A 21,061-nucleotide genomic window follows, 5' to 3' on the forward strand; every position below is an offset into this window, starting at 1 on the left:
CGCCCGGTCAGACCAGGGTGTTCTTACGCACGTGGCCGCCCTGAACAATCATCGCCAGATGCTCGCCCTGACCGACCAGACAACCGATATCGCTCAGCGGGTCGCCATCCACCACCAGCAGATCGGCTATCGCACCGGCGCTGATGCAACCCAGTTCACCCTCGCGCTGGAGTATCTGCGCCGCAACACTTGTTGCACTGCGTAACGCCGCCAGATTACCGAGCAGTTCGGCGCGAATCTTCAGTTCGTGGGTCTGGTACTCGTGCATTTCCCCCAGTAAATCCGAGCCATAGCCCATCGGTACGCCCGCTTCGGCGAACAGCAGCAGGGCGTTGCGGCCGGCCTGGCGCACATCCTCGATTTTGGCCACCGAGTCCGCTGGCAGGCCGAAGCGCTCGCCGTACTCGGCAAGCATTTCATAGGTGACCTGAGTCGGCACCGCAAATGCGCCTTTTTCGGCCATCAGTCGGGCGGTGTCGGCATCCACCAGGTTGCCGTGCTCGATGGTTCTTACGCCGCATTCGATAGCGCGCCGAATCGCTCGTGCGGTATAGGCATGGGCCATCACGTAGGTGTTCGCAGCGGCGGCTTCGTCAACGATGGCGCGAATCTCTGCCTCGCTGTATTGAGTGTTGGCAATCGGATCGGTTGGTGACGAGACGCCGCCCGAAGCCATGATCTTGATCTGGTTGGCGCCCTGTTGCAGCTCTTCGCGCACGGCCAGACGCACGTTATCGACGCCGTCCACTACGCGGGCGATGGCCCCGGCCCGAAAGCAGCACGAGCAAGGCTCGTTGAGCAGCAATTCGCCGCGTGCGCGCATGTCGCCATGGCCGCCGGTCTGCGACAGTGCTTTGCCCGATGCGAAGATGCGCGGACCTGGAATCAGCCCCATCTGGATCGAACGCGCCAGCGCCCAGTCGGCACCCCCGGCATCACGAACAGTGGTAAAACCGCGGTTGAGCATCGCAGCCAGAATCGGTAATGCGCGGTACATGATGATTGCGTTGGGTTGCAGGGCATTCATGCCCAGGTTGGCGTTGGAAGCCAGCACATGCACATGGCAGTCGATCAGGCCGGGCATCAGGGTTCTGCCGCCCAGATCGATAATCCGCGCGCCAACCGCGGCAGGCTCGCCTTCGGCACGCACGTCGATAATGCGCTCACCCTCGATCACGACTTCCTGGCCGGAAATCAATTGCCCTTTTTGCAGGTCCAGCAGGCGACCGTTGCGCAGGATCAGGCGTGTAGGATCAGCAATACTCATTGGAAAGCTCCAGACAGGGGACGATGGGCAGCAGGCGCACGGTCGCGATACAGCAGCGCACCAATACCGCTGACGACGGCCGCGAACATGATGTAGAAAGCGGGTGCCAGGTTGCTGCCGGTCGAGGCAATCAGCCAGGTGATGGTAAAGGTGGCAAAGCCGCCGAAAATGGTGACGGCAAAGTTGTAGGCCACCGAAAGCCCGGTGGATAGCACGTGGGTGGGCAGTAATTCGCCAAAGGCCGCAAGGATCGAACCGATGTAACCGGAAATCAGCAGGCCGAGTACCAGCTCAAAGACCAGCAGCGAAAACAGTCCCGGCATCTGGTTGATGAACAGGAACATCGGGTAGGCGCTGAAGAAGATGGCAATTGCCGAGCCCAACAACCATGGGCGATGCCCGCTACGGTCTGCCAGGGCGCCGACAATCGGTGTGGCGACGATCAGTACCGCGCCGCCCATCATGCCGGCGCTGAAGCCCATCCATGACGGCAGGCCGAGCACGCGCTGGGCGTAGGAGGGGATGTAAAACAGGATGGCATAGGTGCAGACGGTCCACAGCACGACCAGCGAAAAGCTGATCAGGGTCTGGCGCGGGTAGGTCTTGATGACTTCGCGCAGAGGCGACTCGACTGGTTTTGCGGCCTTGTAGGCAGGCGTCTCATCCACCCGGCTGCGAATATAAAAGCCGACCGGCCCGATCAGTGTGCCGATCAGAAACGGCACCCGCCAGCCCCAGCTTTCCAGCTGCGCCTGGGTCAGGTAACTGGACAGCACCGCGCCCAGCGCGGAACCCAGCAGCACCGCGACGCCGATGCTGGCCTGAATCCAGCTGGAGTAAAAGGCTTTTTTGCCCTCAGGCGCATGCTCGGTCAGGAATGCGGTGGCACTGCCCATCTCGCCACCGGCAGAGAACCCTTGCAGCAGTCGCGCCAGAACAATCAGCAGCGGTGCTAGATAGCCAATTTGCGCGAAGCTGGGCGTCAATCCGATGATCAGCGTCCCCAGCGCCATCAGCAGGATGGTCAGGGATAAAGCCGCCTTGCGCCCGCGCCTGTCACTGTAGATGCCCAGAACAATGCCGCCCACCGGACGCATGAAGAAGCCGACCCCGAAGGTCGCCAGCGCCAACAGGTAAGAGGTCAGCTCGCTGCCGGTGGGGAAGAACACTTTGGCAATGATCACCGAGAAGAAGCTGTAGACCGTGAAGTCAAACCATTCCAGGCCATTGCCGATCACCGTAGCGGTCACCGCGCGGCGTGTCTTTTGTTCATGGGTGCGTGAAGCAGAGGATCGTAATGTGCTCACTGAATAGGCTCCTGCATGCGATACACGCAGGGAGGCCCCCTGCAGTGGCTGCATTGATTAAGGGGCAGGGTTGATGTAAGTGCGGCTGAGTCAGGTCTTTTTGCCCGTTTCAGTCGAGAGTAGGTGTTGGGCCGATTTTAAGAAAACGCTTATTGCGCAGGTTTGCATGCGCCAGACGCATGCAAGCGTCAGGGGCAGGGTGTCAGCGTGGCTATTTCATCTGTCAGCCATTTCTCGAACGCTCGCGCAGCGCGCCGGGGCGTCTTGCCGCTGGGGGTCAGCAGGTAATAGCCGCCTATTGCACCCACACTTTTCTGGCAGGCCGGCACCAGCGCACCGGACTGCACGTGACGGTCAATCATCGGTTGCCAGCCAAGCACGATACCGTGCCCGGCGACAGCCAGGTCGACCAGCACCGGATACAGGTTGACGGTCATGCGCTTGCGGATCAGCGACGCATCAACGCCCTGACGGCCGAACCAGTCTCCCCAGGACAGCCACTGACGTTGCCCGTCTTCCAGCATCAGCAGGCAGTGGTCCAGCAACTGTGCAGGTTCCAGCAGTTGGCCGTTCAGGTAGTCTGGCGAGCAGTAGGCATTTACCGATTCGGCGAACAGCAAACGACTGTCGAGGCCCGTTGGTGATGTTTCGCGCAGGAAATACAGCGCCAGATCGAATTCCGCACGAATCAGCGAGTCCAGCCCGTCGACCACTCGCAGGCGGATATCCACGGCGGGGAAGGCATCGCGATAGCGTCCCAGCAAAGGGCCCAGCCACAGTGCGGCTACGCCGCTGGAACACGCCAGCGTCAGTTGTTGTTCGCCGCTGTGGGTAATAACTTGTGCCGTGGCCTCTGCACATAGGGTCAGTACGCGCTGGATCTGCTCGGCGTAAATCTGCCCGGCGACCGTCAGATGAATGCGCTTGTGCTCGCGACGAAACAGCGCGCGGCCGAGAAATTCCTCCAGTTGCGCGACCTGACGGCTGATCGCGCTCTGGGTGAGGTTCAGTTCGCTGGCGGCACGGGTAAAACTAGCGTGCCGAACGGCGGCTTCGAAGGCGATCAGGTTCTGCAAGGGTGGAAGGGGCTCGATACGCACAGCGGCTCCTGTTGCGGGCAGGTTTTACAAAGGGTCAGGAAACGGTGTCGATAGCAGCCAGTCCCTGAACACGCACAGCGATGGCAGGTTCTGAAAGCGCGTCGCGTACGCCAGGTAGTAATTGCGCCCACTGTCCAGCGGTTCGAACAGGGTGACCAGTTCGCCGCTGTTGATTTCGTCCTGCACCAGAATGCGCGGTACCAGTGCGATACCGATGCCCGCCGCCACAGCCTGGATCAGGTGCGAGGTCAGTTCGAAACTCGGGCCGGGGCGCATGATGTGGTGGTCCAGCCGATTACTGTCGAACCAGTCCGACCAGGCATTGGGCCGTGACACCACGCTCAGCAACGAATGCTGGGCAACCTGCGCCGGGGGCATCGCTTGGTAGCCGACAAGCGCAGCAGGGCTAGCAATGACCACCAGTTTTTCGCTGACCAGCGGGTGGGCGATGTAACCGGGCCAGTTGCCGCTACCCGCACAGATGATCGCGTTCATTTCGCTGGCTGCCGGCGTCAGGTCGGCATGCACGATGCGTGAGTGGATGTGCACCACATAGCCCGGATGCCGGGTGTAAAAATCATTCATCCGCGGCAGCAGCCATTTGGAGCCGAAGGTGGGCAGCACGGCCAGATGCAGCGTACCGCCCTCGGCCTTGTGCGCGATGGTTTGCAGGGTTGCACTGCGAATGCGGCCCAGCGCGGCGGCCAGCTCATGCTGGTACAACGCACCGGCAGTGGTCAGTTCGATACGCCTGCCATCACGCTTGAACAGCTCGACTTCCAGCTGGGCCTCCAGCGCCTGCACCTGGCGGCTGACGGCGCTCTGGGTCAAGGCCAGTTCGTCTGCGGCTTTGGTGAAGCTGCCATGCCGCGCGGCCGCCTCGAAAGCGAGCAACAAAGACATGGAGGGCGTCAGTCTTCTGGTGTTCATTCATAAAACTCATGGAAAAACGGCATCTTTTACGTTTGCACTGAAGCATGACACGCCGGAGAATCACGATAACCGTCGATGACGCCATGCATACGAGCGTTTCGAAGCATACGTGCTTTGCATATAAAACGCCTAGCCAGCCAGGAAGACCACCATGATTGCGCTGTTGAAACCGACCTCTGAGCAGGTCGGTCACTATGACCGTTTCCTCAATGCCCTGGTGGAGGGCGGCTTTCGCGGCGAAATAGCCAGGGACCTCGGCTCGCGTACTGTGCTGGCCACTGACAACTCCATCTATCAGCGCCTGCCGCAGGCTGCGGTGTTCCCGATGGACAGCCACGATGTGGCAATTGTCGCCCGCCTGGCAGCGCGGCCCGAGTACAAGCAGGTGGTGCTGACCCCGCGTGGCGGAGGCACAGGGACCAATGGGCAGTCGTTGACCGACGGCGTGGTGGTCGACCTGTCGCGGCACATGAACAATATCCTTGAAATCAACGTCGAGGAACGCTGGGTGCGGGTGCAGACCGGCGTGGTCAAGGACCAGCTCAACGCAGCGCTGAAGCCGCACGGGCTGTTTTTCGCGCCGGAACTGTCGACCTCCAACCGCGCCACGATTGGCGGCATGATCAACACCGACGCCAGCGGGCAGGGCAGTTGCACCTACGGCAAGACCCGTGACCATGTGCTGGAACTGACGACCGTGCTGCTCGGTGGTTCCTACGTCAACAGTCAGGCATTCAGCGCTGAGCAGCTGGCCAGCGAGCAAGCGCGTGTTGACCGTGCTGGCGATGTGTATCGCTGTGCGCAGCAGATCGCCGATACGCAGGCGCAATTGATCAAGGACGTTTTTCCGCCGCTCAACCGTTGCCTGACCGGTTACGATCTGGCGCACCTGCGTGAGGAAGACGGCCGTTTCAACCTCAACAGCGTGCTTTGCGGTTCCGAGGGGTCGCTGGGGTTTATCGTCGAGGCTCGACTCAACGTCCTGCCAATCCCCAAACATTCGATTCTGGTCAACGTTCGTTATGCCGGTTTCATGGACGCTCTGCGGGATGCCAAGGCGTTGATGGCGCACAAGCCGCTGTCCATCGAGACCGTGGACTCCAAAGTGCTGATGCTGGCCATGCAGGATATCGTCTGGCACGGCGTGGCCGAGTATTTCCCGCAGGACCCGGCCACGCCGACTCTGGGCATCAACCTGATCGAGTTCAGTGGTGATGAGCTGGACGAAGTGGAACAGCGCGTCCATGCATTCGTCGCTCACCTGCAAAAAGACACCTCGGTGGTGCGCCTAGGTCATACCCTGGCAACCGGCAGCGCTGCGGTAAACCGCGTCTACGCCATGCGCAAGCGTTCGGTAGGGCTGCTCGGCAACGTCAAGGGTGAAGCGCGGCCGCAGCCGTTTGTTGAAGACACGGCTGTGCCACCGGAAAACCTTGCCGATTACATTCAGGAGTTTCGTGCGCTGCTGGACAGCTACGGCCTGCAATACGGCATGTTTGGCCATGTTGATGCAGGCGTGTTGCACGTACGACCGATTCTGGACATGAAGGACCCTGCGCAGGCTGCGTTGATTCGGCCAATATCCGACGCCGTCGCCGCGCTGACCAAGCGCTACGGCGGGCTGCTGTGGGGCGAACATGGCAAGGGCCTGCGTTCGCAATACGTGCCTGAGTATTTCGGCGAGTTGTATCCCGCATTGCAGGCCCTTAAGGCTGCCTGCGACCCGTTCAACCAGCTGAACCCCGGCAAGATCGCCACGCCTGCGACGGTGCCGGAATCACGCTTGACGCTGGTGGATGAAGTGACGTTGCGCGGTGATCTGGATCGCACTATCGATGAACGGGTCTGGCAGAGCTACGACAGCGCGCTGCACTGTAATGGCAACGGTGCCTGTTACAACTACGACACCGACGATGCCATGTGTCCGTCATGGAAAGCCACGCGTGACCGCATTCACTCACCCAAGGGCCGCGCTTCGCTGGTCCGGGAATGGCTGCGTCTGCAAGGCGAGCAGGATGTCGACGTCCTGACCGCCAGCGCCAGGGCGCGGAATGCCAATGTGCTGAAAAGTCTTGCCGAGCGAACTGTCAACAGCGTGGCCAGAGTAGCAGGGCAGAAGGATTTCTCTCATGAAGTCTACGATGCCATGGCCGGTTGTCTGGCCTGCAAGTCCTGCGCGGGGCAGTGCCCGGTCAAGGTCAACGTGCCTGAGTTCCGTTCGCGTTTTCTGGAGCTGTACCACAGCCGTTACCTGCGCCCGATCAAGGATTACCTGATTGGCTCGCTGGAGTTCAGCATTCCGCACCTGGCGCGCTTTCCCCGGTTGTACAACGCGATCATGGGCGCAAAACCGGTGCGTTACCTGCTTGAGCACGTCGCCGGTATGGTCGACAGCCCATTGCTCAGCCTGATGGACTTTCGCGCGGCCTGCGCCCGCTGGAATGTCGGCATTGCCACGCCGCAGCGTCTGGCCGCGTTGAGCGAGCAGGAGCGCAAACGTACGGTGGTGCTGGTTCAGGATGCGTTCACCCGATACTTTGAAACCCCGCTGGCAGCAGACTGGCTGGAGCTGATCTCGCGCATGGGTTATCAGGTTTATCTCGCACCGTTCGCACCCAACGGCAAGCCGCTGCACGTGCAGGGTTTTCTGGCCGCGTTCGAGAAGGCTGCCAGTTTCAACAGCCAGTCGCTTGGCAAGCTGGCAGGGTACGGCATTCCGCTGATCGGTCTGGACCCGGCCATGACCCTGGTCTATCGCCAGGAGTACAGCAAGACGCTGGGCAGCGAGAATGTACCCGAGGTCATGCTGCCGCAGGAATGGCTGGCTTCTGCGCTTGAGGAGCAGTGTGACGCTCCGTCAGGTGAGACGTATTACTTCCTGCCGCATTGCACTGAAAAGACCAACGAGCCCGCCAGTGTCGGCCTTTGGCAGAAAGCCTTCGCTCGCGCCGGGCTCAGGCTTGATGTGCTGGCCAGCGGTTGCTGTGGCATGTCCGGCACTTATGGGCATGAAACCCGAAACGCGAAAACCAGCGACACCATCTATCGTCAGTCCTGGCAGCCGCTGGTGGCCCGGCATGGCGTTGAAGGTCGACTGGTCGCCGATGGCTACTCATGCCGCAGCCAGGTCAAGCGCCAGGATGGCAAAGTGGTGCAGCATCCACTACAGGTACTGCTGGAACGGGTGAGGGCGCTATAGAGAGGACGCAGAGCGTCCAGAACGGCATGCCCACGCGGAGCATGGGCACGATAGTTACAAAACTATCGTTCCTCACGCTCCTGCGTGGGAATGCCTTGCGTGATGCTGCGCGTCACAGATCTGTGCCGCGCCGTTCGGCCAGAACTTAGACCAGGTACTTGTTGAACCACCCCAATGTGCGGTCCCAGGCCAGTTTGGCCGCGGCTTCGTCGTAACGCGGGGTGGAGTCATTGTGGAAGCCGTGGTTGGCGCCCGGATAGATGTACGTTTCGTACGTCGTGCCAGCCGCTTTCAGGGCTTTCTCGTACGCGGGCCATCCTTCGTTGATGCGGGTGTCCAGTTCGCCGTAGTGAATCATGACTGGCGCCTTGATCTTCACCACGTCTTCGGCGTTGGGCTGGCGGCCATAGAACGATACGGCAGCGCCCAGTTCCGGGTACGCCACGGCTGCAGCATTGGCCACGCCGCCGCCATAACAGAAACCGGTGATGCCGACCTTGCCGGTGCTCGCGTCATGCTTCATCAGCCACTCGATGGCAGCGAAGAAATCGTTCATGAGCTTTTCCGGGTTAACGGTCTGCTGGAGCTCCCGACCCTTGTCGTCATTGCCCGGATAGCCGCCAACCGAGGACAGGCCGTCAGGTGCCAGCGCGATGAAACCGGCTTTGGCCACACGACGGGCAACGTCTTCGATATAGGGGTTCAAACCGCGGTTTTCATGCACCACGACCACTGCCGGTACTTTGCCGGTGGCTTTTGCCGGGCGTACCAGATAGCCACGAACCTGACCATGCCCCTTGGGTGAGGGGTAGGACACATACTCGGCAACGATATCCGGATCGGTGAATTCCACCTGTTCGGCCAGCGCGTAGTTGGGGCTGAGGGAAGCGAGCAACGCGCTGGCGGTCAGGCCGCCGAAGGTGAACAGCGCAGCCCGATCGAGAAACTCGCGTCGATTGATCCGGCCGTGCGCGTAGTAGTCGTAAAGCTCAAGCAATTCAGGGGCAAAGTCTTTTGCAGTGAGACGTTCCATCAGTACGCTTCCTTCTGAATCATTCAGGGCTGCCTGCGTGTTGGCGGGCTGATGGGCGCAGCGCGATCAACACAATGTCCGGTCCCGATAGTATTTCCAGAACACCGGGATCGCTACTGCAAATTGAAGAAAAGCCGTCATCCCTTACCGATCTCGCCAACGAGCCTGATGTGCAGGCCCGTGCCTGCTGCCAGTGGTTCAGGAAAATCAGGCATCTAATTGCACTACTTGCCATCAGTGATGTCCATTTGACTCCTTCGGCACATGCCATGGCGTTTGCGCTGTGCAAACCAACATATTATCGAGCCGCCGTATCAAGCAGCGTCGGTTCAGGCCGACAACACATCATGATCTTCACCCCACGCTCATGGTCATATTCCACCTGCATTTCGAGATAACGTGATGATGACCCTCCCGACGGAAGACCGCACCCAGCTGTTCAAGGACACGGCTATCCAGTTCTGGAACCACATCACTCCGATCGTGTATGTCGCGCTGGGCATTCACTGTGTCTTGCTGGTGGTGTTCCTAGGGCTGGGCATGAAGGTCCTGTGGGTAGCGAACATCGTCAGCACGCTGCTCTACATCAACTGCCTTTACCTGATCCGCAGACAGCGCTATCGCCAGGCCGGACAGCTGATGTGTCTGGAAATCATCGGCCATGCACTGCTCGCGACATGGGAGTTGGGCTGGGAAAGCAACTTCAGCTTCTACCTGTTCTGCGTGATCCCGATCATTGCCTTTACCTTTCAACTGGTCGCTATCAGACGCATTGCCTATAGCCTGGCGATACTCCTGTCGCTGGTCGGATGCTTCGCCTTTCGCCGGCACATGGGCCAGGAATCAGGCCTTAGCCAGAACGTGCTCGATGCGTTCGGTATCGTCAATGCGCTGGTGGCCACTGTCCTTTCGATTTATGCCACCGCACTCTCGGTACGTTTCACGTCGTCGATGCAACTGAGCCTGTTTCATATTGCCAACCGCGACAGCCTGACCAATCTTTATACGCGCAGGAGAGTCCTGCATCGCATACGCGAGCTGGAGGCAAGGCGTCAGGGGTTCTCGGCTTCACTGATCCTGCTCGACATCGATCATTTCAAACAGATCAATGATCTTCATGGGCATGAGACCGGTGACGCGGTGTTGCAGCGGGTGGCCGAAGTCATCAGTTCAAGCGTGCGCAACAGCGATATGGCTGCCCGTTGGGGCGGTGAGGAGTTTTTGGTGCTGATGCCGGACACCGCGCCCGATGATGCACTGCGGGTGGCGGAGCGCATCTGGCGGCGTATTGCTGAAGAGGCCGGTCAGATCGATGAACGCAGCATTGCGGTCACCGCAACCCTTGCCATGGCAACCCTTGCCGCGGGCGAGACCTTTCAGATAACCCTCAATCGTGCCGACACGTCGCTTTATCTGGGCAAACAACAAGGCCGAAACCGGGTAATGATCGCCGGGTGAGGTGTTCATTCACCCAGTGCTCCATCAGCGTGTAGACTTTCGCGCTTTGAACAGAGGGCGCATTGCGTCGCGCTTCCTCATTGGCTATGTATCGATCAAGGCATGCTTATGGATTTGCGTCAGCTCGAAGCCTTCGCGGCGGTCATGTCGGCAGGCAGTGTCACTGCTGCCGGGAAAATGCTCGGCCGTTCCCAGCCATCAGTGACCCGAGCCATTCAGGAGCTAGAGCAGGAGTTGGGTTTTGCATTGTTTGAGCGCAGCGGGCCGAAGGTCACGCCTACCCACAAGGCGTTCATGATGTATGGCGAAGTGGAGAGCGCGCTGCTGGGCGTGCGGAATATCCGCCAACGTGCGCAGCATATTGCCCAGGAAGAAAATCACCAGATCAAGCTGGTAGCGATCTCGGCCCTGGCGGCTGGTTTGCTGCCCACGGCCTTGTCGCGCTTGCCTGAACATCTGCGTCCGCAACAGATCCAGTTGCAGAGCATGTCCCCGGAGAATGTGGTTCAGGCTGTATTGTCGAAAACCATGGACCTGGGCGCGGTCAGCCTGCCGCTGGAGCATCGCGGCCTGGAAATCCACTGGATCGGCGAAGCGCCTTGCGTGGCGGTATTGCCTGCCGATTCTGCGCTGGCCGCGCATGAAGTGCTGTCGATGGAGCTGCTGCGTCAGCAAACGCTGATCACCATGGCCAACCCGTATCGCTTTCGTCGACGCATCGACAAGGCGTTTCAGGACGCGGGCGGTCAGCCGCCGCGCATGCTTGACACCAATACGTCCCTGATCGCCATGCAAATGGCCAGAGTCGGGCTGGGCATTGCGCTGGTCGATCCGTTCACCGCTATCGGCGTGCCGTTGCAAGGTGTAGTGGTCCGGCCGATCGCCTGCAACATCCCGTTCTTCTTCGGTCTGATTTCAGCCTTCGCCAGCCCGTTGTCCGATGTGGCAAGCGCGCTGATCGATGAGATTGCCGACAGCGCAAAAAACCTGTTGCCGGCAATGATCATGCACGAAGCCTGCGCGCACGATGCCCTGTTGCAGAGCATTTATGCCGAGTGAGCGTGAGGTGCAATGCGTGTCATGACGCTCCACGGCACCGCACGCAGAGCCCGTTAAAATTCCATTCAGTAATATCAATATGCTTTTTTGCGCATTGCGAGAATAAAAAGCGCCTCTTACTATTCGAATTAAGCATTCAAGGGCTTAAAGAATTCATTTAATGCGACATTGGAATGATTCTTGAAGTGTTTGAGTCACCGCTTGGGCTTGTGGCCCGAACATTTTTTCGAGTACCGATCAATGTCAGATGTAAATGCACCCGCTGGTCTGGCCGCCCTGGAAGCTCGTTTGCAGCAGGATCTGGCCTGGCTGGACCTGCCTGCCAGGCCCTGGGTCAAAGCCAGGATGAGCGCCGGGCAGGCAGTGCTTGATGTGGCGATCATCGGCGGTGGCATGGCCGGTCTTGCTCTGGCCGCAGAACTGCGCAACCTCGGCGTGGCGGCGGTGATTTTCGATCAGTCCCCGGCCGGTTTCGAAGGCCCTTGGGCAACCACCGCGCGAATGGAAACCCTGCGCTCGCCAAAGCAACTGACCGGACCGGCGCTGGGGCTACCGGCGCTGACGTTCCGCGCCTGGTACGAAGCGCAATTCGGTATCGACGGCTGGGCATTACTGGACAAGATTCCACGCCTGCAATGGGCCGAATACTTGCGTTGGTATCGCAAGGTGCTGGCGCTGGACGTGCGCAACGAACACCGGGTGAGCCGAGTCGCACCCAGAGCGGACGGCCTGATCGAACTGGATATCGTGACGCCTGTGCAAACGCAATTCCTGCTGGCCCGGCATGTGGTGCTCGCCACGGGCCGTGACGGTCTGGGTGGCCCCTGGGTGCCGGATTTTGCCCGGCAGTTGCCGGAGCATTTTTGGACGCATTCGGCGGCGGGCCTGCAGGATGGCTGGTTCACCGGTAAACGTGTGGCAGTCATCGGTGGTGGCGCATCGGCCATGGACAGCGCCGCCACTGCGCTTGAAGCGGGCGCAACGCGGGTTGACCTGCTCATCCGGCGCGCCGAGCTGCCTCGCATCAACAAAGGCAAGGGGGTCGGTAACCCGGGAATGGTTCACGGTTATTGGCGCCTGCCGGATATCTGGAAATGGCGTATTCGCCACTACCTGAACACTCAGCAAGTGCCACCGCCACGCGGCAGTACGCTCAGAGTTTCTGGTTCGGGCAAAGCCCGCTTCATGCTCGACAGCCCGGTGCTTTCAGTTGAGCAGAACCCAGCTGGCGGCGTGTGGCTGAACACGCCCAAAGCGCGTATCGAGGCCGATTTTGTGGTGTTTGCCACCGGGTTTCGCACCGACTTCCGCCAGCGCCCCGAATTTGCCCCGTTTTCGTCGCAGATTCGCGTCTGGCAGGATCGTTTCGAAGCGCCGCAAGGCGAAACCGACAGCGAACTGGCGGTGCTGCCGGATTTGGGCAATTGCTTCGAGTTTCAGGAAAAGACCCCGGGCGCCTGCCCGGGGCTTAACCATATCCATTGCTTCAGTTACCCGGCAGCGCTGAGCTATGGCGCGGTATCCGGGGATATTCCTGCCATCAGCGAAGGCTCCAAGCGTCTGGCTCATGCCTTGGTCGGGCAGTTGTTCAATGAGGACATCGTTCTGCATTTCGACACCATGCTCGATTACGCCGAACCAGAGCTGCTGGGCGATGAGTGGGTGGCCAGCCAGCCGACCGCTGAAGAGCTGCGCCAATGATCGGCTGGGCGCTGCGCAGGCTCACTCAGTCGTTGCTGGTCATTCTGTTGATGACCGTGGTGGTGTTCGTCGGCCTCAACGCCATCGGTAATCCGATGGATATTCTGGTTGGTGAAGACCTCAATCAGGCCGAACGTCTGCAGGCCATCGCTCACCTGGGGCTGGATCAGCCGCTGTGGCAGCAGTACCTGATTTTTCTCAAAGGCGCGGTTCACGGCAATCTTGGGCAAAGTTTTGTGTACCACGAAGATGCCATGCGCCTGATTCTGCAGCGCTTGCCCGCGACCTTTGAGCTGGCGTTCAGCGCCTTGTTTCTGGCCGTAGTCATCGGTGTGCCGTTGGGCATGTTCGCTGGTATGTACCCCGAGCACCCGCTTTCCCGGCTGATGATGGCTGCCAGCATCGTCGGTTTTTCGCTGCCGGCGTTCTGGGTGGCATTGATGATGATCATGCTGTTCTCGATCACGCTGGGCTGGCTGCCGGCCAGCGGTCGGGGCGAAACCCGTGAGTGGCTGGGTGTGCAATGGTCATGGCTGACGCTGGACGGTTTGCAACATCTGCTACTGCCTGCGCTGAACCTGGCGCTGTTCAAGATTTCGCTGGTGCTGCGCCTGACCCGTGCCGGAGTGCGTGAGGTGCTGCCTCAGGAATTCGTCAAATTCGCCCGGGCCAAGGGCCTGTCGCCGATGCGTGTGATGTGCATGCATGTCATGCGCAACACCATGATCCCGGTGGTGACGGTGCTGGCCATGGAACTGGGTTCGACTATCGCCTACGCCGTGGTAACCGAGAGCATTTTTGCCTGGCCCGGTGCCGGCAAGCTGATCCTCGACAGCATCAACATGCTTGATCGCCCGGTGGTGGTCGCTTACCTAATGGTGGTCGTGGTGATTTTCGTGGTGCTCAACCTGATCGTGGATGGCCTGTATTACCTGCTGGACCCACGCGTACGCATCGAGGCCTCCCGATGAATGTCATTGAAAAAGCCCCGATCGGCAGCACGCTGTTGCAGGCTCAATCGCCATGGCGGCGGGTGCTGACCGAGTTCTTCAGCTCACCGACTGCGGTGACAGGCCTGATGGTCCTTTTGGTCATTGTGCTGGTGGCTGTCCTGGCACCCTGGATCGTGGTGCAGAACCCCTACGACCTGATGCAGCTCAACGTGATGGATGCGCGAATGCCGCCAGGCAGCCTCAACATGGACAGCGGCTATACCTATTGGCTGGGCACCGACGGACAGGGTCGCGATCTGGTCTCGGCGATTATCTATGGCCTGCGCATCAGCCTGTGGGTCGGCATTGGCTCGGCGCTGATTGCGGCAGTGATCGGCACGTTGTTGGGGCTTGTATCTGCGTATGTCGGCGGCTGGGTCGATGCCTTGCTGATGCGTCTGGTCGACTTGCTGCTGTCATTCCCGGTCATTCTAATGGCGCTGATGATTCTCGCCTGGCTGGGCAAGGGCGTCGGCAACGTGATGCTTACCCTGATAGTGCTTGAATGGGCCTATTACGCCCGTACAGCGCGTGGTCAGGCGCTAACCGAAAGCCGTCGCGAATACGTCGATGCAGCGCGCGGGCAGGGCGTTGGTCCGCTGCGCATTGTGATCGGCCACATTCTGCCCAACTGCCTGCCGCCGCTGATCGTGATCGGCGCTTTGCAAATCGCCCGCGCCATTACCCTGGAAGCGACCCTGTCGTTTCTCGGTCTGGGTGTGCCGGTGACCGAGCCTTCACTGGGGCTGCTGATTGCCAACGGCTTTCAGTACATGCTCAGTAATGAATACTGGATCAGCCTGTTTCCGGGGCTGGCACTGTTGATCACCATCGTGGCGATCAATCTGGTCGGTGACCGTCTACGTGATGTTCTTAACCCGAGGTTGCAGCGATGAGCCTGCCTGAAGTGTCATTCGCGTCAACCCCGGTTACACAGCCAACCCTTGATGTGCGAGGGCTGTGCACCTCGTTCCATACCCGCGCAGGCGTGCTGCCGGCGGTGCGTGATGTGTCCTTGAGCGTGCAGCCGGGGCGTATTCTCGGCCTGGTCGGTGAGTCGGGTTCGGGCAAATCGGTCACCGGGTTTTCGATTCTCGGCCTTGTCGATGAGCCAGGGCGCATCAGTGGCGGGCAGGTGCTGTTCAAAGGGCGTGATCTGACCAAACTGTCTGCCTCGCAACTGCGCGGCATTCAGGGCAACCGGGTGGCGATGATTTTTCAGGACCCGATGATGACCCTCAACCCGGTGCTACGGGTCGACACGCAAATGATCGAAGCGGTGCGCGCGCATAGCCCGCTCGGCAGGCGAGAGGCCCGTGAGCATGCCAGTCGTACTCTGGCGCTGATGGGCATCGCCAGCCCTGAAGAACGCCTGCGCGCCTATCCGCATCAACTGTCTGGCGGCATGCGCCAGCGAGTGGCGATTGCCATTGCGCTGCTGCACGCCCCGGACCTGATCATTGCCGATGAGCCAACCACTGCGCTGGACGTCACCATTCAGGCGCAAATTCTCAGTGAGGTGCAGAAGCTGGTACGTGAGCAGGGCACCTCACTGATCTGGATCACCCATGATCTTTCCGTGATTGCCGGGCTGGCTGATGACGTGGCAGTGATGTACGCCGGACGCATTGTCGAACAAGGCCCGGTCGCCGAGGTGCTGGATCGCCCGCAACATCCTTATACACAGGGGCTGATCGACAGCCTGCCAAGTCGCAACAAGCGTGGCCAGCGCCTGCGGCAGATCCCGGGCATGGCACCCGACCTGCTGTCGATGCCGGTCGGTTGTGCTTTCGCGGCGCGTTGCCCCAGAGCCTCGCAGGTTTGTGCGCAGGAGCCTCAACCCCACGAGGCACGACCGGGCCAGATGGTTCGCTGTTTTCACCCAGGAGCGGCCGATGCCCAGTGATCAGATTCCCCTCATCGAGCTGCATCAGGTCAGCAAGACCTTCGGCAAAGCCGTGGATAAGCGCTCCCTTCAGGGGCTCCTGCAACGGCTGCACCTTACCCGTGCAAAACCGCTGACCCATGCGGTGGATCGTGTCGATCTGCGCATCATGCGCGGTGAAGTGGTCGGGCTGGTGGGCGAGTCGGGCTGCGGCAAATCGACCTTGGGACGCATGGTTGCCGGGCTGCTGCCGGTCTCGTCAGGTGTCGCATCGGTGGACGGCAAGCCGCTCGACAGCCTGACCACGCAGGAGCGCAAGGCGCTGCGCCTGAAAGTACAGATGATTTTTCAGGATCCGTCGTCAAGCCTCAACCCGCGCCTGCGGGTCGACCGTATCGTCGGGGAGGGCGCGCTGCTGCATGGCCTGACCGACCGCAAAGGGGCTGATGATTACGTCAGTGCCCAGTTGAAACGTGCCGGGCTCAGCCCGCAGTTGCGCCAGCGTTATCCCCATCAATTCAGTGGCGGTCAGCGTCAGCGCATCGGCATTGCCCGTGCACTGGCGGTGCAGCCGGAACTGTTGGTATGCGACGAGTCGGTAGCAGCGCTGGACGTGTCGATTCAGGCCCAGATTCTCAACCTGTTCATGGACCTGCGCGACGAGCTGGGCCTGACCTATCTGTTTATCAGTCATGACCTAGGCGTGGTCGAGCATCTGTGCGACCGCGTGGTCGTGATGTACCTGGGCCGTGTGGTCGAGACCGCATCGGTCGATGACCTGTTTGCGCGTGCCAATCACCCGTATACCCAGGCCCTGCTGGCGCAAATCCCGCGCTTTGATATCCGCAGTACCCGTTATGACGCGATCAAAGGGGAAATCCCCAGCCCGCTGAACCCGCCAACCGGGTGTCATTTCCACCCTCGCTGTCCGCACGCCATGGCGCGCTGCCGCGAGGAAGTTCCAGCGCTGAGGGAGGTTTCGCCGAACCACCAGAGCGCGTGCCATCTGAATGATCAACGCTGAACGAGCGCCTGAAGCTCGTCACCCTCTGCCATTGCGTACAAGGAATCACCCATGAAACCACTCGTTCGTTCGTTGTTAGCGTCGGCCCTCGTTCTGGCCGCTGGCAGTGTCTCGGCGCAGGACTTGCGTATCGGTTATGCCGACCCGGTATCGTCGCTCGATCCGCAGCTCAACAACTATGCCGGCGACCGTTCGGTGGCGCTGCATGCCTTTGAATCGCTGGTCAGCCGCCGCGATGACAAGACCCTGCCGGGCCTCGCCAAAAGCTGGAAGGTCGTGGACGACACCACTTGGGAATTTGCCCTGCGCGATGACGTGAAATGGCAGGACGGCACGCCGCTGACCGCCGACGATCTGGTCTTCTCCTTCGAGCGCGCCCGCAGCGTACCCGGCAGTGTCGCGTCTTATGCAGGTGCCATGCGCACCGTTGAATCGGTCAAGGCCAAGGATGAGCACACGCTGATCATCAAGACTCGTCTGCCTAACGCCAACCTGCTGCCGGACGTCGATTCGATCTACATTGTCAGCCGCCATGCAGGTGCGACCGCCAGCAGCGCCGATTACAACTCGGGCAAGGCCATGATCGGCACCGGCCCTTACCGGTTTGTCTCATTCGTGCCGGGTGATCGCACGATCTTTGCCCGTAACGACAGCTACTGGGGCGCGAAACCAACCTGGGACAAGGTTGATTTTCGCTTCATCGCCAACGCCGCCAACCGTACTGCGGCCTTGCTGGCGGGTGATGTGGACGTGATCGACAAGGTGTCGCCCACCGATGTAGAGCGCCTGCGCAAAACGCCGAGTGTCAATGTCTTCGCCTATCAGGGCCTGCGTGCGCTGATCATTCAACCGAGCTTCCGTGCCGGACCGAATGAGTTCATTCGTGACAACGCAGGCAAGCCGCTGGCCGAAAACCCGCTGCTGGATGTGCGGGTGCGCAAGGCGCTGTCCCTGGCGATCAACCGCCCGGCCATCAATGAACGCATCATGCAAGGCACCGTCACCGAGGCCAATCAATGGATGCCGGCCAATACGTTCGGTTACAACCCGCAGATCAAGAACATTCCCTATGACGTCAAACAGGCCAAGGATCTGCTGGCGCAGGCAGGCTTTCCCGAAGGCTTCCAACTGACTGTGCATGTGCCAGGCGACCGTTATCCGCAGGCACCGGAGGTCATGCAGGCGGTGGCGCAATTCTGGACGCGGATCGGCATCAAGGTCCAGCTGGAGGTATTGCCGTGGGCTGTGTACGCGGGCAAGGCCAACAAGAATGAACTGGCGATCAGTGTGATTGCCTGGGGCAACGGGACTGGCGAAGCGGCATATGCCCTGACCAACATTCTGACCACGGTCGACAGCAGCAAGGGCCAGGGCGCGTCCAACTGGGGGCATTACAGCAATCCGCTGGTAGACAAGGCACTGGCTGATTCGACCGCCGAATTCGACGAGGCCAAACGGCGCAAGATTCTTCAGAACTCGGTTCAGGTGGTCAGCGACGACGTCGGCATCATCCCGCTGTTCCACTACCAGAACATCTGGGCGGCGCGCAAAGGCCTGAAGGTCGAGCCGCTGGTCAGTGACCGCACGGCGGCAACCATGGTTACCGAGCAGCCTTGATCTCCTTTCATTCACGCGCCGCTTCTTGAAGCGGCTGCGCGCATGCAACCACAGCATTGCAGGACCTGTCATGACATCGACCACTGAACATTCGACGCCTCCGGACACTCTGGATAGCCTGTTGGGCATCGCGCCAGCCAGCCCGTTGCACGCAATTCGGCATGCGCGGGACAAGGTCGCACTGGCGACCCAGGGTAGTCAGGATTTGTTTTTTGCCCCGACGCTGGAGCACAACCTGTCGTTGAACGAGCGTCTCTGGGTTGCCTATTACGCGACCCTGCTGAGTCTGCAACCGACCCTCAGCGAGCATTATCTTTCGCAATTGCAGGCGACTGGCGCGCAGGCAAGCGTACTGGCCGATGTGAGCGCCAGCCGAATCGACCTGCTGGAGGACCCGCGCCTGGCTGCGATCCTGCGCTTTACCCGCACCCTGATCGAGTCTCCGGTACACGGTGATCAGAGCGCGTTGCAGGCGCTGCAAAAACAGGGCCTGAGCACCGCTGAAATAGTGGTGCTGGCGCAACTGATCGCATTCCTGTCCTACCAGGTGCGTCTGGCCGCAGGGCTGGGTGCGTTAAAGTCTGCCGGAGCAGCCTGATGAGCGAACTGATTGAAATTGAAGGCTTCACCAATCAGGTACTGGGCTGGAAAGCCTGGCTGCCAACCGTGGACCTGAACAGCGCGACCGCCGGGCAGGTTGCGGTGCTTGAAGAAAGCCATCCGCAGGCCAAGACCTCGGATTACTACCTGACCCTGGCACATCACCCTGACATCCTTCGTCAGCGCTCACAGGCGTTCAACGCGATCATGTACGCACCGGGTGGCCTGTCGCGCGCCGAGCGGGAGCTGGCGAGCACTATCGTGTCGCGGATCAACCGCTGCGTCTATTGCGCGTCAGTGCACGCGCAACGCTTCGAACAACTGGCCAAGCGCAATGATGTTATCGCCCAGGTATTTGCCGACCCCCATACGGCAGGTACGACCGCGCGTGAAAAAGCCATCGTGCAGTTCGCCATCGACCTGACGCTCGAGCCGGCCTCGCTCAACGCCGGGCATATCAATGCACTGCGCGAGCAAGGGCTGGACGATGCGCAGGTGCTGGACCTGATTCACGCTATCTCGATATTCGCGTGGGCCAATCGGCTCATGCTCAATCTGGGAGAACCAGTGTTTCCCGAGGTTTAAAGACTGCGGTGTTCTCAATCGCTGCCGCGCTTCAGTAATGGCCGGGGCGAAGTCTGGCCCGGTCGTTGCAGGTTCGCTGTACTAGTGGATAAGCGACCTGGTCACGATTGAGGTAACGGAATGCTGATAGCGCACATTTCTGACACGCATGTACGACCCAGAGGGCTACTCTATCAAGGCGTTGTCGATTCGAATGCAATGCTGGCGGCTGCCGTCGACACGATAAACGCCCTGGATCCGCCGCCTGATCTGATTCTGTTCAGCGGTGATCTGGTGGACGAGGGGCGACCCGAGGAGTACGCAATGGCCCGAGAGCTGCTGCAGCCGCTGCGCCAGAGGCTTTTGATGATACCGGGCAACCATGATCATCGGCAGAACCTGCGTAATGCCTTCCCGGAGCACGATTACTTCATCAATGAGGAAAACTGCAGCTTCGTCGACTCAGGTTCCGCGCCGATGCGCATTATCGGGCTGGATATCAGCGTGCCCGAACAGCATCACGGCGATATGACCGATACTGCCACCCAATGGCTGGATCGCATACTGGCGCTGGAGCCTGACAAACCGACGCTGATCATGATGCATCAGCCGCCGTTTTCAAGTGGCATTCACTGCATCGACGCCTATCGCTGTGAAAGGGGCGAGCGGCTGGCCGAGGTGGTCTCCAGATACCCGGCTGTCGAGCGAATCGTCTGCGGTCATATTCATCGTTTCATGCAGCTGCGCTTTGGCGGCACGCTGATGTGCACGGCCCCGAGCACGACGACGGCCATTGCCTTGCAACTGCGCCCGGATGCTGCCGACGCTTCCTATGTCGAGCCTCCCGCGCTGTTGCTGCACCACTGGAAGGCCGACACCGGTCTTATTACCCACTGGGTGCCAATAGGCCGTTTCGAGGGGCCTTTTGACTTCGCTTGAACCGACATATGAGCCTGGCAACCATGCGCTGTCAGGCCACTTGTTCCTTGGCCAGATTGACCAGAATGATGCCCGCGATGATCAGGCCGATACCGCTCACGGCCATTAACGTGGGCACCTGTTGATAGCGAAACGCGGCAATGACAGTGATCAGCGTAATGCCCAACCCTGACCACATGGAGGTGATCAGGGACATGGGCAAGTCCCGTTGTGCATACCCCAGGCAGACGATTCCGAGCCCGTAGCCCGCGATAGAGGCAATAACCGGGACCCAACGGGTAAACCCGTTACTTTCTTTCAGTGCGATGGTCGCCACTGTTTCAGCGACAATTCCTGCAAGCAGGAACAAATAGGCTTTTATGAGCATGGCGGCAGATCGCTTT

Annotated in this window: 18 protein-coding genes; 12 read left to right on the forward strand and 6 right to left on the reverse strand. The window is 60.2% G+C overall.

The features are described 5' to 3' along the window. Positions 1 to 7: 7 nt before the first annotated feature. From RYC18_RS25970 to RYC18_RS25985, 4 genes are all read right to left on the reverse strand, one after another. Positions 8 to 1,267 carry a metal-dependent hydrolase family protein gene (locus RYC18_RS25970; protein WP_010202549.1) on the reverse strand — a complete coding sequence of 420 codons (1,260 nt, stop codon included), beginning with the start codon at positions 1,265 to 1,267 and terminating at the stop codon, positions 8 to 10. Beyond that, the gene (locus RYC18_RS25975; RefSeq protein ID WP_016981284.1) at positions 1,264 to 2,574 is read right to left on the reverse strand and encodes an MFS transporter; all 1,311 of its coding nucleotides are present in this window, start codon (positions 2,572 to 2,574) and stop codon (positions 1,264 to 1,266) included. Before RYC18_RS25975 ends, RYC18_RS25970 begins: the two co-directional genes overlap by 4 nt. A gap of 188 nt (positions 2,575 to 2,762) precedes the next feature. After that, on the reverse strand, positions 2,763 to 3,674 hold the full coding sequence (locus RYC18_RS25980; protein ID WP_005743654.1) for a LysR substrate-binding domain-containing protein: 912 nt from the start codon (positions 3,672 to 3,674) through the stop codon (positions 2,763 to 2,765). A gap of 24 nt (positions 3,675 to 3,698) precedes the next feature. Next, a complete protein-coding gene (locus tag RYC18_RS25985) occupies positions 3,699 to 4,604 on the reverse strand; it encodes a LysR substrate-binding domain-containing protein (protein WP_316887025.1) in 906 nt (301 codons plus the stop codon). Between the two features lie 154 nt (positions 4,605 to 4,758). Between RYC18_RS25985 and RYC18_RS25990 the strand changes: the two genes are divergently transcribed. Beyond that, positions 4,759 to 7,806: an FAD-binding and (Fe-S)-binding domain-containing protein gene (locus RYC18_RS25990; protein WP_016981286.1), complete on the forward strand. Its 3,048-nt coding sequence runs from the start codon at positions 4,759 to 4,761 to the stop codon at positions 7,804 to 7,806. A gap of 145 nt (positions 7,807 to 7,951) precedes the next feature. Here RYC18_RS25990 and yghX read toward each other — a convergent pair whose 3' ends face one another. Further along, positions 7,952 to 8,839 carry a YghX family hydrolase gene (gene yghX / locus RYC18_RS25995; RefSeq protein WP_004665497.1) on the reverse strand — a complete coding sequence of 296 codons (888 nt, stop codon included), beginning with the start codon at positions 8,837 to 8,839 and terminating at the stop codon, positions 7,952 to 7,954. 402 nt (positions 8,840 to 9,241) lie between these two features. On the opposite strand from yghX, the gene RYC18_RS26000 reads away from it, so the two are divergent. From RYC18_RS26000 to RYC18_RS26050, 11 genes are all read left to right on the forward strand, one after another. Continuing rightward, the gene (locus RYC18_RS26000) at positions 9,242 to 10,297 is read left to right on the forward strand and encodes a GGDEF domain-containing protein (protein WP_005777468.1); all 1,056 of its coding nucleotides are present in this window, start codon (positions 9,242 to 9,244) and stop codon (positions 10,295 to 10,297) included. A gap of 108 nt (positions 10,298 to 10,405) precedes the next feature. Further along, positions 10,406 to 11,356 carry a LysR family transcriptional regulator gene (locus tag RYC18_RS26005; protein ID WP_005777466.1) on the forward strand — a complete coding sequence of 317 codons (951 nt, stop codon included), beginning with the start codon at positions 10,406 to 10,408 and terminating at the stop codon, positions 11,354 to 11,356. Between the two features lie 240 nt (positions 11,357 to 11,596). Then, complete coding sequence (locus tag RYC18_RS26010) at positions 11,597 to 13,057, forward strand: NAD(P)-binding domain-containing protein (RefSeq protein WP_117139526.1); 1,461 nt, start codon at positions 11,597 to 11,599, stop codon at positions 13,055 to 13,057. Further along, positions 13,054 to 14,028, forward strand: coding sequence for an ABC transporter permease (locus RYC18_RS26015; RefSeq protein WP_002553733.1), 975 nt, complete (start codon positions 13,054 to 13,056; stop codon positions 14,026 to 14,028). The genes RYC18_RS26010 and RYC18_RS26015 overlap by 4 nt, the downstream gene beginning before the upstream one ends. Further along, positions 14,025 to 14,945, forward strand: coding sequence for an ABC transporter permease (locus RYC18_RS26020; RefSeq protein WP_005743660.1), 921 nt, complete (start codon positions 14,025 to 14,027; stop codon positions 14,943 to 14,945). The genes RYC18_RS26015 and RYC18_RS26020 overlap by 4 nt, the downstream gene beginning before the upstream one ends. Beyond that, positions 14,942 to 15,955 carry an ABC transporter ATP-binding protein gene (locus tag RYC18_RS26025; RefSeq protein WP_005743661.1) on the forward strand — a complete coding sequence of 338 codons (1,014 nt, stop codon included), beginning with the start codon at positions 14,942 to 14,944 and terminating at the stop codon, positions 15,953 to 15,955. The genes RYC18_RS26020 and RYC18_RS26025 overlap by 4 nt, the downstream gene beginning before the upstream one ends. Then, the gene (locus RYC18_RS26030) at positions 15,945 to 16,958 is read left to right on the forward strand and encodes an oligopeptide/dipeptide ABC transporter ATP-binding protein (RefSeq protein ID WP_316887027.1); all 1,014 of its coding nucleotides are present in this window, start codon (positions 15,945 to 15,947) and stop codon (positions 16,956 to 16,958) included. Before RYC18_RS26025 ends, RYC18_RS26030 begins: the two co-directional genes overlap by 11 nt. A 51-nt stretch (positions 16,959 to 17,009) precedes the next feature. After that, positions 17,010 to 18,575: an ABC transporter substrate-binding protein gene (locus tag RYC18_RS26035; protein WP_005777462.1), complete on the forward strand. Its 1,566-nt coding sequence runs from the start codon at positions 17,010 to 17,012 to the stop codon at positions 18,573 to 18,575. Between the two features lie 70 nt (positions 18,576 to 18,645). Then, complete coding sequence (locus RYC18_RS26040) at positions 18,646 to 19,173, forward strand: CMD domain-containing protein (protein WP_005743664.1); 528 nt, start codon at positions 18,646 to 18,648, stop codon at positions 19,171 to 19,173. Further along, positions 19,173 to 19,760, forward strand: coding sequence for a peroxidase-related enzyme (locus RYC18_RS26045; RefSeq protein WP_316887028.1), 588 nt, complete (start codon positions 19,173 to 19,175; stop codon positions 19,758 to 19,760). Before RYC18_RS26040 ends, RYC18_RS26045 begins: the two co-directional genes overlap by 1 nt. 120 nt (positions 19,761 to 19,880) lie before the next feature. Further along, positions 19,881 to 20,678, forward strand: coding sequence for a phosphodiesterase (locus tag RYC18_RS26050; protein WP_042915739.1), 798 nt, complete (start codon positions 19,881 to 19,883; stop codon positions 20,676 to 20,678). 31 nt (positions 20,679 to 20,709) lie between these two features. Here RYC18_RS26050 and RYC18_RS26055 read toward each other — a convergent pair whose 3' ends face one another. Beyond that, the gene (locus RYC18_RS26055) at positions 20,710 to 21,045 is read right to left on the reverse strand and encodes a DMT family transporter (protein ID WP_004662130.1); all 336 of its coding nucleotides are present in this window, start codon (positions 21,043 to 21,045) and stop codon (positions 20,710 to 20,712) included. Between the last annotated feature and the right edge of the window lie 16 nt (positions 21,046 to 21,061).

The organism is Pseudomonas syringae group sp. 247E2 (assembly GCF_032587795.1).
In the GTDB taxonomy this organism is placed as follows: Bacteria; Pseudomonadota; Gammaproteobacteria; order Pseudomonadales; family Pseudomonadaceae; genus Aquipseudomonas; species Aquipseudomonas amygdali.